The 12,924-nt window shown below is 71.4% G+C and carries 12 protein-coding genes; 11 read left to right on the top strand and 1 reads right to left on the bottom strand.

Features of this window, described 5'->3' with window-relative positions:
• The first annotated feature begins 141 nt into the window (after positions 1 to 141).
• The 6 genes from O7631_RS26670 to O7631_RS26645 all read left to right on the top strand — a co-directional run bounded on the left by O7631_RS26670 (position 142) and on the right by O7631_RS26645 (position 5,873).
• Positions 142 to 2,007 carry a hypothetical protein gene (locus O7631_RS26670; RefSeq protein ID WP_278146798.1) on the top strand — a complete coding sequence of 622 codons (1,866 nt, stop codon included), beginning with the start codon at positions 142 to 144 and terminating at the stop codon, positions 2,005 to 2,007.
• The gene (locus O7631_RS26665) at positions 2,007 to 2,537 is read left to right on the top strand and encodes a type VII secretion system-associated protein (protein WP_278146797.1); all 531 of its coding nucleotides are present in this window, start codon (positions 2,007 to 2,009) and stop codon (positions 2,535 to 2,537) included. Before O7631_RS26670 ends, O7631_RS26665 begins: the two co-directional genes overlap by 1 nt.
• Before the next feature lies 1 nt (position 2,538).
• Positions 2,539 to 3,852, top strand: coding sequence for a hypothetical protein (locus O7631_RS26660; protein ID WP_278146796.1), 1,314 nt, complete (start codon positions 2,539 to 2,541; stop codon positions 3,850 to 3,852).
• Between the two features lie 37 nt (positions 3,853 to 3,889).
• Entirely contained in the window at positions 3,890 to 4,489 is a 600-nt protein-coding gene (locus O7631_RS26655; RefSeq protein WP_278146795.1) for a hypothetical protein, read from the top strand.
• 114 nt (positions 4,490 to 4,603) lie between these two features.
• The gene (locus tag O7631_RS26650; RefSeq protein ID WP_278146794.1) at positions 4,604 to 5,125 is read left to right on the top strand and encodes a sigma-70 family RNA polymerase sigma factor; all 522 of its coding nucleotides are present in this window, start codon (positions 4,604 to 4,606) and stop codon (positions 5,123 to 5,125) included.
• A 22-nt stretch (positions 5,126 to 5,147) separates the two neighbouring features.
• Entirely contained in the window at positions 5,148 to 5,873 is a 726-nt protein-coding gene (locus tag O7631_RS26645) for a zf-HC2 domain-containing protein (protein WP_278146793.1), read from the top strand.
• Between the two features lie 299 nt (positions 5,874 to 6,172).
• On the opposite strand, the gene O7631_RS26640 is transcribed toward O7631_RS26645, so the two are convergent.
• Complete coding sequence (locus O7631_RS26640; RefSeq protein ID WP_278146792.1) at positions 6,173 to 7,072, bottom strand: hypothetical protein; 900 nt, start codon at positions 7,070 to 7,072, stop codon at positions 6,173 to 6,175.
• Positions 7,073 to 7,282: 210 nt separating this feature from the next.
• On the opposite strand from O7631_RS26640, the gene O7631_RS26635 reads away from it, so the two are divergent.
• The 5 genes from O7631_RS26635 to O7631_RS26615 all read left to right on the top strand — a co-directional run bounded on the left by O7631_RS26635 (position 7,283) and on the right by O7631_RS26615 (position 12,884).
• Positions 7,283 to 7,948 carry a GntR family transcriptional regulator gene (locus O7631_RS26635; RefSeq protein WP_278146791.1) on the top strand — a complete coding sequence of 222 codons (666 nt, stop codon included), beginning with the start codon at positions 7,283 to 7,285 and terminating at the stop codon, positions 7,946 to 7,948.
• 76 nt (positions 7,949 to 8,024) lie between these two features.
• Positions 8,025 to 9,827 carry an allophanate hydrolase gene (atzF, locus tag O7631_RS26630; RefSeq protein ID WP_278146790.1) on the top strand — a complete coding sequence of 601 codons (1,803 nt, stop codon included), beginning with the start codon at positions 8,025 to 8,027 and terminating at the stop codon, positions 9,825 to 9,827.
• 38 nt (positions 9,828 to 9,865) lie between these two features.
• Positions 9,866 to 10,555 (top strand): isochorismatase family cysteine hydrolase, encoded by a 690-nt coding sequence (locus O7631_RS26625; RefSeq protein ID WP_278146789.1) that lies wholly within the window; start codon positions 9,866 to 9,868, stop codon positions 10,553 to 10,555.
• 7 nt (positions 10,556 to 10,562) lie between these two features.
• Positions 10,563 to 11,255: a cysteine hydrolase gene (locus O7631_RS26620; protein WP_278146788.1), complete on the top strand. Its 693-nt coding sequence runs from the start codon at positions 10,563 to 10,565 to the stop codon at positions 11,253 to 11,255.
• Between the two features lie 12 nt (positions 11,256 to 11,267).
• Positions 11,268 to 12,884: a regulator gene (locus tag O7631_RS26615; protein WP_278146787.1), complete on the top strand. Its 1,617-nt coding sequence runs from the start codon at positions 11,268 to 11,270 to the stop codon at positions 12,882 to 12,884.
• Positions 12,885 to 12,924 lie beyond the last annotated feature (40 nt).

Here is a 12,924-nt window from a genome sequence, read left to right as displayed (position 1 = left end):
GTCAATGACTCCGCGCCGTACACGGACGGCCGGTCGGATCGGTTCAGTCCGGCTGAACCGTTTCCACGATCGCTACGTGTGCGAGTCGGCTCACGGCATTGGCCGGAGCGGGGAGCGGTCGGTGCGATGGGGAGGTTGGTCATGACGCGTCCGGGAGACGCCGAGTGGTCGGTGTTGCAGGTGGACTCCGACCCGGTACCCGGTGATCCGGAGTCCTTCGACGAGATCACGCGGGCCTACCAGGAGCTGTCCACCACCACGCGGGAGGCGTACGACCTGCTCGCCTCCGGAGGGCAGGTGCACCTTGGTCAGGGCAAGGCGATGGAGGCGTTTCGTGACCTGATCGGCAAGCTGCCCGGGCGGCTGGACCGGATGGCGAACTCCTACGCTGCGGCTGCCGACGCGTACGTGCGGTACCTGCCGTCGCTGGAGGAGGCGCAGGCGATGTCGCTGCGGGCCCTCGACCAGGCCCGGCAGGCGTCCGGCGACCAGGCCGCCGCGCAGGCGGCGGTCGCCTCGGCGCAGGCGGCGATCACCGCGCTGGGCGGCGATCCGGCGGCGGACCAGGCCGCGAAGGACAAGGCCAGTGACGACGACGCCGCCGCACAGAGCCGCGCGGCCGACGCCCAGCAGGCGATCGACCAGGCGAAGGCGTTGCTGGGCCAGGCGACGGCGTTACGTGATCAGGCCGCCCGGACGGCGGCGCAGACGTTGCGGGGGTTGGCGAAGGACGCGCCGCAGCGCTCGCTCTGGGAGAAGATCGTCGAGGCGTTCCAGGCGTTCATCGACTTCCTCCGCAGCACTGTCATCCAGTGGATCACCTTGATCCTGGACGCGCTGTCGGTGATCGCCTCGTTCATCTTCCCGCCGCTGGGTCAGGCGATCGGTTTCCTCTCCGGTGCGATCGACCTCGCGGCGGCGGCGCTCAGCGGTGATCCCGCCGCGATCGGGCTGGCCGCCGGAGGTCTGCTGCTCGGTCTGGTGCCGGGCGGGCGGCTCGTCGGTCGCATCGTCAAGATCGCTGGCAGTGCGGGCAACAAGCTGCCGGGCAGCGTCTCGGAGGGGATCAAGAACAGCATCAAGGGGCTCGGCGGCGCGCCGGGGAGTACCCGGAGCGTGGGCGGCGGCAAGGCACCCACCCCGGGGGCGGGGATCGACAGTGCCGTCACCACGGTCGGCCTCGGCAAGACCATCAAGGGCGTGTTCACGTCGATCGGCAACAAGATCGAGGACATGCGCTTCGCGCGCGACCTCAGGATCTCCAACGAGAGGCGCGCCGCCGACCCCAGCCTCCTGGCCGGGATGACCGACAAGGGCCGCCTGAAGACGTTCCGTCCCGAGGACGTCCGGTCCGTGCCCCTGCGCGACAGCGAGGGCAAGCAGATCGGCGTCATCTTCCCCAGCAGGTCGACCGACGTCGAGAACTTCACCGACTGGGGAGCGCAGAAGGCCAACCTCGCCTCCGGCAAGAACCTGGGCGGCTCGATGGGCATCGGTGGTGCGAAGGCCTTCCGACAGTTGCCCGGCAGTGAGCCCACCCTCGCCGGCAACCAGTTCCTGCCGGCTCCGTGGAGCAATCTGAGGAGCGACCCGATGTTCATCTTCGCCCACGGCAGCCCGGACAGCGCCGCCGTGACCCTGTCCAACGGCAAGGTGGTGAGCGTCCCTGGCGCCAGCATGGCCAAGATCCTCAGCAACGATCCGAACTTCAGGGCGCTCGCCGAGGCCAACCCGAAGGCAGCAATCGCCATGATCTCCTGCAACTTCGCCAACATCAGCGGCAAAGCCGGCCAGGAGTTCGCGGACGTCATGCACGACCTCGGCAACCGGCGGCAGATCTTCGCGGCGAACAACACAGTGCACGCGGCCCGGGGCGTTGATGAGGACGGCCTGCTCACCAATCCCGGTGAGACCATCGCGACCCTGGCCGTGGAGAGCACAGACGATCCGAAGGACGGCAAGGGCGAATTCCGGAAGATCATTCCGACGCAGAGGAGAAGGTCCTGATGAGCGAGCACGACGAGACCGACGTGCAGCGCAACTGGATGCTGCTGCTGGACAGCGACGACGAGCAGCCCACGGAGGCTCCGCCGGTGGAGACGATCGTCGGCGGTTGGCTGGTCGAGGACGACGGGACCATCGGACGGTTCGAGGCGAACCCGCTGTACCAGCCGCGCAACAACGACTCACCCACCAGCGCCGTGGACGCGGCGGCGAAGCTGGTCGCCACCGACCGGGCCGACGTCGGCCTGGTGCTGCGGACGCTGCGGGACAGCCTGGTCATGGTCGCGCTCGACGAGGCGGGCGAGGTGGCCGTGACGTCTGCCCCGGACGGGGTGGCCTGTGTGGTGGTCGCCTCCGGCGCACTCGACCAGGCACGCGTCGACGCGCCGCAGTGGCGGCAGGTCGGTCTGACCGAGCTGGTGGGGCTGCTCCCGGACGGGCTCGACGTGCTGGTCAACCCGGGCGGACCACGGGCCATGCGCCTACAGGCGAGCGCCCTGCGCGACTCGGTCGACGCCGACGGAGCCGCGTGAGATGTCCGCGACCAGGGCGTACGCCGGACTGGTCCTGGCGGTGGTCACCGCGTTCCTGCTGGCGACCCCGACCGGGGCGGACGCCGTCGAACCGTCGGTGCCGTACTGGGTGGTACCCGGGCAACCGGGCGCGGAGAGCGAGCTGACGCTGCCCGGGGTCGCCGACCGGGTGCTCGGCGACAGCCGGCGCTGGCCGGAGATCTTCGAGCTGAACCGGGGACGTACCCAGCCGGACGGCGGAACGCTGACGGATCCGGCGCAGCCGATCCGCGCCGGCTGGGTCTTCGTTCTCCCCGAGGGCGCGACCTCCGGTGAGATCCGCGTCGGTCCACCGCCGTCGGCCACCTCGGACCTGAGCCGGCAACCGGAGGCTCCGCCGGTCGACCAACCGGAGCAGGGACCGGCAGTGGCGCCCCCGGCTCCTCCGGTCGGCGGCGGAACCGTCGGGCTCCGACCGGTCGCGGTGACGCTGCTGGGCATCGGCGCGGTGGTGCTCGCGGTCGTCGTACCGGTGCTGATCCGGCTGGTCCGACGCCGCCGCGTGGCCGAGCCGCCGCGACCGGCGCCGGGCTCACGACAGGCGTTGGACCGCGCCCTGCGGCAGGTCGCCGCACCGGCGTCCCAGCCTCCGGTGTACGCGGCGATGGTCGGCGCGGACCGGGTGTCGCTCCGGCTGGCGCCGGCGCTGCCGGACCCGCCGCCCCCGTGGCGGGCACGGCAGCAGGGTGCGATCTGGGAAGCGCCGAGGTGGGACCTCGACCAGGCGGTGACCGCTGACGGGGGCGGGCTGCCGATGCTCGCCACCGTCGGCACCGTCGGCGGTGAACTGACAGTCGTCAACCTGGGACGAGCACCCGGGATCGTCGCGCTCACCGGCGAACCGGCAGCCGCGTACCGCCTGGCGGGCGCGTTCCTCGACGAGATCAGCCGCTACGCCGCGACGTCGGTGGCGATCAGTGTCGTCGGCCCACCACCCCCGCCCTGGCCGGTCCCGGAACGGGTGCGGGTCGTCGTCGACGTGCGCTCGGTCCTGACGTTGCCCGGCGACGACCCGCAGGACACGCACGGGTCTCCGGCGCTTCGCGACCACCTGGTGCTGGTCACCGCCCCGCTCCCGCCCGAGGAGTGGGAAGGCCTCGGCGCGCTGGCGGCGGCCTCCGACGGCACGGCGGCCGTGGTGGTCGTCGGCGACGCGCCGAACACCGTCTGGCGGTTCGACATCGACGCCGACGGGGCCCTCGATGTCGGGGTGCTCGGCCTGCATCTCGACCGTCCCACCCCGCGCGGTCGGCTCATCCCGGTCCTCGGCCGCTGATCCTCCCGCCGGAACCTCGCAAACGATTGGTGTGCCGATGAAAGCGCCCGTTCCGCACCGACTGCTCGGCGCACTGACGCTGGCTGGAGCGCTGCTCGTCAGCGGATGCACCACAGTGGTGGGCGACCCCGTCGCGCTGCCCGCCCCCGACGCCGCCGCCGACACGCGAACCGGTGCCGTGCAACAGCCGGGCGCCGCCAACCCGCGGAACGCCCTGGGGCAGCGCAGCCCGGACGGGGGCTACTGGCCCGCGTCGGTCCAGCTTGGAGAACACCCGGAACTCGGCCCGGTGGTGCTCGACGGGCAGGGCTTCACGCTCTATCGGTTCGACCAGGACAGCGCCGCACCCCCGCAGTCGAACTGCACGGAGCAGTGTCTGACCGAGTGGCTGCCGGTCCTGGTGAACGAGAAGGTCTCGTTCAAGGACCTTGATCCCGCCCGGCTGGGCGCGGTGCCCCGCACCGACGGGACCCGCCAGGTGACAGTGGGTGGGCGGCCGGTCTACCGCTTCGCGGACGACCGGGTGCCCGGCCAGGCCGCCGGGCAGGGGGCCGACGGGCTCTGGTTCGTGGTCGCTCCGGACGGAGGCAAAGCCGCAGCGCCGATCGGCCAAAAGCCCGAAAGTTCACCCAGGTGAGCCTACAAACACATTCGTTCCGCATTGCCGGTATTCGACAGTGCGGCAGGCATCCTGGGTACCCGGATGCACCGGTGGCGACCGCCGGGCCGGGGTCAACGGAGGACGGTACTCATGGCGGGTTTGCGGCCCGATCGTCGGCAGAACGTAGCGGACGAGGCCCTGATCCGATCCCTGTACGAGGAACACGGCCGCGCGATGCTCGCGTACGCGACGCAACTGACCCGCGACCGGGCCATCGCCGAGGACATCGTCCAGGAGGCCCTGGTACGCGCCTGGCGTCACCCGGACACCCTGGTCAACGGCAAGGGATCGGTGCGGGGGTGGCTGCTCACCGTGGTACGTAACCTCATCACCGACACGGTGCGCGCCCGAATGGCGCGACCGCCCGAGGTGCCGGAGAGCCCGACGGACGTCGCCGTCGAGCGGGACCACGCCGACCAGGTGGTCAACTCGATGGTGGTGGTGGACGCCCTCAACCGCCTCTCGCAGGAGCACCGCGAGGTCCTTGAGCAGGTCTACCTACTCGGGAGTACAGTCGCGGAAGCCGCGAAAGCGCTGGGTATCCCGCCGGGAACGGTCAAGTCACGCTCCTACTACGCACTCCGGGCGCTACGCGACATCGCGGCGCACTGAACCGAGTGGAACGGTCTGCCTCATGAAATCGGACAACTCGGTGCCGGCCGGTGACCACGTGGACATCGGCGGCTATCTGATGGGCGAGCTCGACCAGGAGCAGCTCCGACGGGTGGAGGAGCACCTGGCGAGTTGTGCGGAGTGCCGCACCGAGGTCGAGTCACTCCAGGAGTGGAAGCACGCGCTCGAGGCCGTACCCGAGGCGATGTTGCTCGACGGCCCTCCGGAGGGCGGCGATCTGCTGTTGCAGCGCACCCTGCGCCAGGTCCGCAGCGAATCGTCAGGGCATCGCCAACGCCGCCGGGTGCTCCTGAGCGCTGCCGCGGTGGTGGCTCTCGCCGCCGCCGCCTCCGGCGGCGTCCTGCTCGGTCGCGCCACTGACGACGCACCCGACACACGCGCCCTGCCAGCCCCGTCGACCACGGTGACCGCCGCCGACCCGGCTACCCGCAACGCCAGCACGACCGACCCGGGCACCGGTGCCCGGCTCACCGTCGCGGTGACCCCGGCCCCCGGGTGGGTACGGGTCAACGCGGCGGTGTCCGGGATCCCTCAGGGGGAGCGCTGCCGTCTGCTGGTCGTCGGCAAGGACGGCAACGCCGTCCTGAGTGGCAGTTGGCTGGTGTCCGAGGGCGGGGCGGCCGACGGCACCACGCTGGACGGCAGCGCCCTGATCGACCCCGCTCAGGTCGGCGAGGTCCGCGTGGAGAACACCGACGGCAAGGTGTACGTCACCGCGAAGCTGTAGACGGTGGCCGTTGGTCATCGCCATGGGGGCGGATGCGGTAGTGAGCGGTATACCTCAGAGTCATAAGTATGACTCTGAGGTATACCGCTCAACAGCGGCGGCCAGCCAAGCGGCTGGCGAGCGCCCTCCGTGCCCCCGCAGCATGAGGCCTTCCTCGGCCAGGACGTCGCCGCACCGACGGTGAAGCCGCCGTCGACGCGTGGGGGCACGTCGTGCCGATCGGCGCAGGACGCTACGACGACGGGTGTGCCGGTCCGGCAGAAGCCGGACCGGCACACCCGTCGGTCGGGATCGGACGGTCAGCTGAAGCGGACCGAGACGACGGCGTTGTCGAAATCGATCGTCGCGAGGTCGGCGACGTCACCGTTGATGACCTGCACCCGGCCGGTGCAGTTCGGGCCCGCCCAGATCTTCAGCGAGCCGGGGGCCGCGACCGAGGAGGGGGCACCCGGGCGGGGCAGGTTCTGACAACCGCTGCCGGACACGCCCTGGGAGGCGCCGTTGTCACTGAAGTTGGCCTCGTCGAAGAAGACGGCACTGGTGGCGGGCGGAGCGGTCGCGTCACCGGTGTCCGGGTTGTCGTCCTGTCCACCCTGCGGCGCGCCGGCCTTGCCGCCGGTCGGGGTCACACCGAACCACGTACCCCCGACGCCCTGGCCCAGGGTGTCGCCCCGCTTGGTGTCCTTGGCGAACCGGTACACCGGCCAGCCGCCGATGGTGACCTGGAGGGTGCCGTCGGCACGCTTGACCGTGCCGACCGCCGACTTCCTGACCCCCGCGATGAACACCTTGCCGCGCGGCGCGACGGTGACCGGAGGCCAGGTCTGCGCGCACTCGCCGTTGCAGGTCGCTGTGGGCGGGTTGTTGCTGTCCTTGTCGAAGCGGTAGAGCGTCAGGCCTGCGCCGTTCACCACCACGGGATCGAGGTCGCCGGCCCTGCTCGCGGTCAACTGGACCCACCGCTGCGACGACTGACGGGCCGCCGCCGACACGACGCCACCGTTCGGCACCGCCCAGTCTCCGGTGTTGGGCTCCGACCTGTTCGACTTCGCGGTGCCCGAGAGCAGCGCGAAGTCGCCGCCCGCCGCGCCGTCGGTGGGCGCGGTGGCCTCCCCACCGGCCGGGGCGGACGGCCTCGCCGGCGCGGGTGCCTCCGCTGTCGAACCGCACGCGGTCAACGCCACCGCGCCGGCAGTCATCAGTGCAACGAAGGGCACTACATACTTGCGCATCATCTCGGGGTCTCCCAGTTCCTATCCCGGCCCCCGCACGTCCGGCGGCCGTTCGGCATCCACACGGACCCCACCCGGAATCGGTTCAGCCAACCTCGGGGGCCACCCGCCTCCGCGCCGGGCCGAGTGGACCGCGTCGACGCGGGTCGTCGTGCGGCAGGTGGCAGACTCGGCGGGGTGAACGACGTGGCCGCATCGCCGATGGATGGTGAGCTGGAGAGTGTCAGCCTGGTGGACCTCGCCGTCACCCGGCTAACCCGGGACATCCTCAGCGGCAGGAGCGACCCGGGTGAGCGCCTGGTGGAGGAGCAGCTGACCCGGCGGTTGGGGATCAGTCGAGCGCCGTTGCGCGAGGCGCTGCGGCTTCTGGCCCAGCGAGGGCTGGTCGAGCACGTGCCGCGGCGGGGGGTCCGTGTCGCCACGCTCTCCGAGCGGGACGTACGGGAGCTGTACGAGCTGCGCGACGTGCTGGAGCGTTTCGCAGTGCGCGCGGGCATCCCGGTGGGCCGGGAGAGCGACCTGGTCGGCCTGCGGACGGCCCTGGACCGGATGGCGGAGGCGGTCCGTCTCGGCGATCGGATGGCGGTCGCCGAATCGCACCGCGCGTTCCACGTCGCGCTGGTGGCGCTCGCGGACAACAGCCAGTTGTCCGCGGTGTACGACTCGATTCTGGTGAAGTTGCAGCTCTACATGGCGATCAACCTGCGTCGGGAGGCGGAGTTGGCGCAGCCGCTGGACGGCGTCCACCGGCACGAGCGGCTGTTCGAGGCCGTCGCAGGGGGAGACCCCGAGGAGGTGTTGGCCGTGCTCTCCGCGCACGGCGCGCGCTCGTACCTCGGGTAGCCACCACGGGCGGCTCGACATGGGCTCGTTACGAATCGCGCCGTCGCTCGTAACAGAACTGTCGACAATCGACAGTATGTCAGAGACCGTTGGATCCTTCTCGGCGCTGCGGTCGGCGTACCTCAGCGGCGCGACGACCCCCGTCGAGCAGGCCGAACGTCTGGTGGCCGAGCTCGCCGGCCAGGACGCCGGGCCGGTCTGGATCAGCACCGTCGCGGCCGACGACCTACGGGCCCACGCCGCTTGGCTGACCCGCCACCGCGACCCCGCCGACCTGCCGCTGTACGGAATTCCCTTCGCGGTCAAGGACAACATCGACGTCGCCGGCATGGCCACCACCGCCGGTTGCCCCGACTTCGCGTACCGCGCCGCCGAGGATGCTCCGGTCGTGCGTCGACTGCTCGACGCCGGTGCCCTCCTCGTCGGCAAGACGAACCTCGACCAGTTCGCCACCGGCCTGACCGGCGCCCGATCGCCGTACGGCAGCTGCGAGAGCGTCTTCGGCGGCGGGCTCGTCTCCGGCGGGTCCAGCTCCGGCTCGGCGGTCGCCGTGGCCTCGGGCCAGGTCAGCTTCGCCCTGGGTACGGACACCGCCGGCTCCGGCCGCGTCCCGGCGGCGCTGAACGGGATCGTCGGCCTCAAGCCCACCCGGGGCCTGCTCAGCACGGCGGGTGTGGTCCCGGCCTGCCGCTCGCTGGACTGCGTATCGGTCTTCGCCACCGACGTCGCGGATGCCGTCGAGGTGCTGCAGACCGCCCGAGGTGTGTCGACGACCGACCCGTGGGGGCGCGCGCTGCCGGCCGAACGCGCGAGCGGCGGCGCACCGGGGACGCTACGCCTCGGGGTGCCTCGGGCCGAGGATCTGGAGTTCTTCGGCGACGAGGGGCAGAGCGAGCGGTTCGACACCGGCGTACGACGACTGAGCAACCTGGTCGCCGCCACGCGGCCAGTGCCACTCGACGACTTCTTCGCCGCTGGTGACCTGCTCTACCAGGGCCCCTGGGTGGCCGAGCGCCTCGTCGGCCTGGGCGAGTTCCTGCGGCGGCACCCCGACTCGGTGCTCCCGGTCACCCGGACCGTGCTGGAGACCGGGTGGCGCTACGACGCGGTCGACGCCTTCCGGGGCCAGCACCGGCTGCGCGAACTGCGCGCCCGGGTCGACCGGCGCTGGCGCGAGATCGACGTGCTGGTGGTGCCCACCGTCGGCACCACGTTCACCCTCGACGAGATCGCCGAGGACCCGATCGGGCGCAACGCCATGCTCGGCCGTTACACCCAGTTCGCCAACCTCCTCGACCTGGCCGCGGTGACCGTACCCAATGGTTTCACCGACGACGGCCGGCCGGCGAGCCTGACCCTGCTCGGCCCGGCGTTCAGCGACCTCACACTGGCCCGGCTCGCCGCCGCTCTCACCGCCGACGGTGAGGCGCCGCCGCCGCCGGCGGCGGACGACGCGCCGCCGGCAGCGGCCCAGACGCTGATCGCCGTGGTGGGCCGGCATCTGAGTGGCGAGTCCCGCAACGGCGAGCTCACCGGACGTGGGGCCACGCTCGTCGGCGCGGCACGGACCGCACCGCTGTATCGGCTGTACCGGTTGGAGACCTCGGACGGCGAAGGGCTGCCCGGCCTGGTCCGGGTGACTCCGGCCGACGCGCACGGTCAGCCGATCGACGTCGAGCTCTGGAGTCTGCCGTCGTCCACCGTCGGTGAGCTGCTGGCCGGAGTGCCGGCTCCGCTGTCGCTGGGCTGGGTCCGGCTGCACGACGGACGGGACGTGCTCGGCTTTCTGTGCGAGGCGTACGCCGCCGGCCCGCCGACTGTGGACATCAGCGCAGCCGGTGGGTGGCGGGCCTACCGTCAGGCCGCCGCAGGACGGTAGGGCGACGGGCACCAGCGACAACGACAGGAGGCGAGAAGATGGGCAGCATCGGGCCGGTACCGGCCAACCCCTACCCGTGGCCGTACGACGGTACGGCGGACACCGCGCACACCGCACTGCTCTGCATCGACTGGCAGACCGACTTCTGCGGACCGGGCGGCTACGTGGACGCCATGGGCTACGACATCGGCCTCACCCGGGCCGGCCTTCCGGCCACCGCCCGACTGTTGGAGCACGCCCGTTCACTCGGGATGCTGGTCGTGCACACCCGGGAGGGACACGACCCGGAGTTGTCCGACCTGCCGGCGAACAAGCGGTGGCGGTCGGCGCGCATCGGTGCCGAGATCGGCGCGCCCGGGCCGGCCGGGCGGATCCTGGTCCGCGGCGAGCCGGGATGGGAGATCGTGCCCGAGGTCGCACCGACCCCCGGCGAGGTGGTCATCGACAAGCCTGGCAAGGGCGCCTTCTACGCCACCAACCTCGACCTGGTGCTGCGTACCCGGGGCATCACCCACCTGATCCTCACCGGCATCACCACCGACGTCTGCGTGCACACGACCATGCGCGAGGCGAACGACCGGGGCTACGAGTGCCTGATCCTCTCCGACTGCACCGGCGCCACCGACAAGGCCAACCACGACGCGGCGCTGCACATGGTCACCATGCAGGGCGGCGTCTTCGGTTGCGTCACCACCTCCGACGACGTCATCGCCGCCACGACCATGTGAGGTGCCCATGCTGACCATCGCCGCCGCGCGGCCCACCCCGTACACCTTCGACCTCTCGACCACGGCGTTGCTCGTCATCGACATGCAGCGTGACTTCCTGGAACCCGGCGGCTTCGGGGAGAGCCTGGGCAACGACGTCGGTCAGCTTCGCCGCACCATCGCCCCTCTCGCGGCGCTGCTGACCGACGCGCGCGCCGCCGGCGTGACCGTCGTGCACACCCGCGAGGGGCACCTGCCGGACCTGTCCGACTGCCCGCCGGCCAAGCTGAGTCGCGGTACGCCCAGCAAACGGATCGGTGACCCCGGGCCGAACGGTCGGATCCTGATCCGGGGCGAGTACGGCCACGACATCGTCGACGAGCTGACGCCGCTGCCCGGCGAGCCGGTCGTCGACAAGCCGGGCAAGGGCGCCTTCCACGCCACCGATCTGGAGGCACTGCTCGCCGAGCGGGGCATCCGTAGTCTCCTGGTCACCGGGGTCACCACGGAGGTGTGCGTGCACACGACCGTCCGGGAGGCCAACGACCGCGGGTACGAGTGCCTCGTGCTCGCCGACTGCGTCGGGTCCTACTTCCCGGAGTTCCAGCGGGTCGGGCTCGACATGATCGCCGCCCAGGGCGGGATCTTCGGCTGGGTCGCCGACTCGGCGCAGGTCCGCGCCGCGCTGCCCACCACCCCCGTGTTGCAGCCCTCCTCCTGACCGGGAGCAGTCATGGCCTCCACCAGACCCTCACCCGCCCCGCTGCCCTACTGGGTACGCGGCGACACCAACGCGTTCTTCGGCTTCGGCGTCAACGTCCTGGTCAACGTGCTCACCCTGACCGGGCTCTGCCTCGCCGTGGTGAACCTCCCCGAGGGGGAGGTGTTCGGCACCATCCTGCCGGCGCTCGGCATCGCCCTGGTCGCCGGGAACATCTACTACACCTACCTGGCCCGCCGGCTGGCTCGGCGGGAGAACCGCAGCGACGTGACGGCCCTGCCGTACGGGCCGAGCGTGCCGCACATGTTCATCGTCATCTTCGTCATCATGCTCCCGATCTACCTGCGTACCCAGGACCCCGTGCGGGCCTGGGAGGCCGGGCTGGCGTGGGCCTTCATCATCGGCGTGATCGTGTTGATCGGCGCGTTCGTGGGGCCCTACATCCGCCGGTACGCGCCCCGGGCCGCGCTGCTCGGCACTCTCGCGGGGATCTCGATCACGTTCATCTCGATGAACCCGGCCGGGCAGATGTGGCGGCTGGCCTGGGTCGCCCTACCCGTCTTCGCCCTGCTGCTGATCGGCCTGCTCACCGACGTGAAGCTGCCGTTCAACTTTCCGATCGGGCTCGCCGCGCTGCTGCTCGGCACCGCGATCGGCTGGGCCGGCGGAGCGATGTCGGTGCCGGACGTCACGGCGGCAGCCCGGGACATCGCCATCGCCGTACCCTCGTTCAAGATCGACCTGCTCGCCGCCGGGCTGGCCGACATGGCACCGCTGTTGGCGACGGCGATCCCGCTCGGCGTCTACAACTTCACCGAGGGCATGACCAACGTGGAGAGCGCCGCCACTGCCGGGGACAACTACAACCTGCGCAGCGTGCTGCTCGCCGACGGCGCGGGCGCGGTGGTCGGCGCGGCTCTTGGCTCGCCGTTCCCGCCGGCGGTCTACGTCGGACACCCGGGCTGGAAGGCGGCGGGTGGGCGCAGCGGCTACTCGATGGCGACCGGCGTGGTGATCGCGGTGCTCTGCTTCCTGGGCATGTTCGGCCTGCTCGGCGCGATCTTCCCGACGGCGGCCATCGTGCCGATCCTGCTGTACATCGGACTACTGATCGGGGCGCAGGCGTTCCAGGCGACGCCTCGGGCGCACGCCGCCGCGGTGGTCGCCGCGCTGATACCGAACATCGCGGCCTGGGCGACCGGGCAGATCGACAACGCGTTGGCAGCGGCCGGTACGACGGCCGCAGCGGTCGGCGACGAGGCGCTCAACGGTGCCGGCGTGGTCTACGACGGTCTGCTGGTGCTCGGTCAGGGCGCGATCCTCGCCGGCTTGGTGCTCGGCGCGGTGGTGGTCTTCATCATCGACAAACGGTTCGTCCGGGCCGCGATCTTCGCCGGCACCGGCGCGGTGCTGTCGTTCATCGGCCTGATCCACGGTGAGCGGATCGAGTGGAACGCCAACGGCCAGGTGGCGCTCGGCTACCTCTTCGTCGCGGCGATCTGCGCGGTCTTCGCGCTCGGTCGCCCCGCTCCCCGTGAACCCGACCTTGGCGAGGACGACGTGGATCGGGCTGATCCGGCCGCTGACCGTTCCGACGGCGAGCAGCGGACGTCGGCGCTGAGCGGCTGAGCCGACGGGCCCGGTCGGGGGCGCCAGTGCTCCGACTGGG

This window comes from Micromonospora sp. WMMD967 (assembly GCF_029626165.1).
Lineage (GTDB): Bacteria > Actinomycetota > Actinomycetes > Mycobacteriales > Micromonosporaceae > Micromonospora > Micromonospora taraxaci.
The sequence above is the reverse complement of the archived record's forward strand: the minus strand, read 5'-3'. Positions and strand labels throughout refer to the sequence as shown.

Excerpts from the sequence above, each read along its gene's own strand:
- O7631_RS26670 (WP_278146798.1), top strand. The coding sequence starts at position 142 with ATGACGCGTCCGGGAGACGCCGAGTGGTCGGTGTTGCAGGTGGACTCC.
- O7631_RS26665 (WP_278146797.1), top strand. The coding sequence starts at position 2,007 with ATGAGCGAGCACGACGAGACCGACGTGCAGCGCAACTGGATGCTGCTG.
- O7631_RS26660 (WP_278146796.1), top strand. The coding sequence starts at position 2,539 with ATGTCCGCGACCAGGGCGTACGCCGGACTGGTCCTGGCGGTGGTCACC.
- O7631_RS26655 (WP_278146795.1), top strand. The coding sequence starts at position 3,890 with ATGAAAGCGCCCGTTCCGCACCGACTGCTCGGCGCACTGACGCTGGCT.
- O7631_RS26650 (WP_278146794.1), top strand. The coding sequence starts at position 4,604 with ATGGCGGGTTTGCGGCCCGATCGTCGGCAGAACGTAGCGGACGAGGCC.
- O7631_RS26645 (WP_278146793.1), top strand. The coding sequence starts at position 5,148 with ATGAAATCGGACAACTCGGTGCCGGCCGGTGACCACGTGGACATCGGC.
- O7631_RS26640 (WP_278146792.1), bottom strand. The coding sequence starts at position 7,072 with ATGACTGCCGGCGCGGTGGCGTTGACCGCGTGCGGTTCGACAGCGGAG.
- atzF (WP_278146790.1), top strand. The coding sequence starts at position 8,025 with ATGTCAGAGACCGTTGGATCCTTCTCGGCGCTGCGGTCGGCGTACCTC.
- O7631_RS26625 (WP_278146789.1), top strand. The coding sequence starts at position 9,866 with ATGGGCAGCATCGGGCCGGTACCGGCCAACCCCTACCCGTGGCCGTAC.
- O7631_RS26620 (WP_278146788.1), top strand. The coding sequence starts at position 10,563 with ATGCTGACCATCGCCGCCGCGCGGCCCACCCCGTACACCTTCGACCTC.
- O7631_RS26615 (WP_278146787.1), top strand. The coding sequence starts at position 11,268 with ATGGCCTCCACCAGACCCTCACCCGCCCCGCTGCCCTACTGGGTACGC.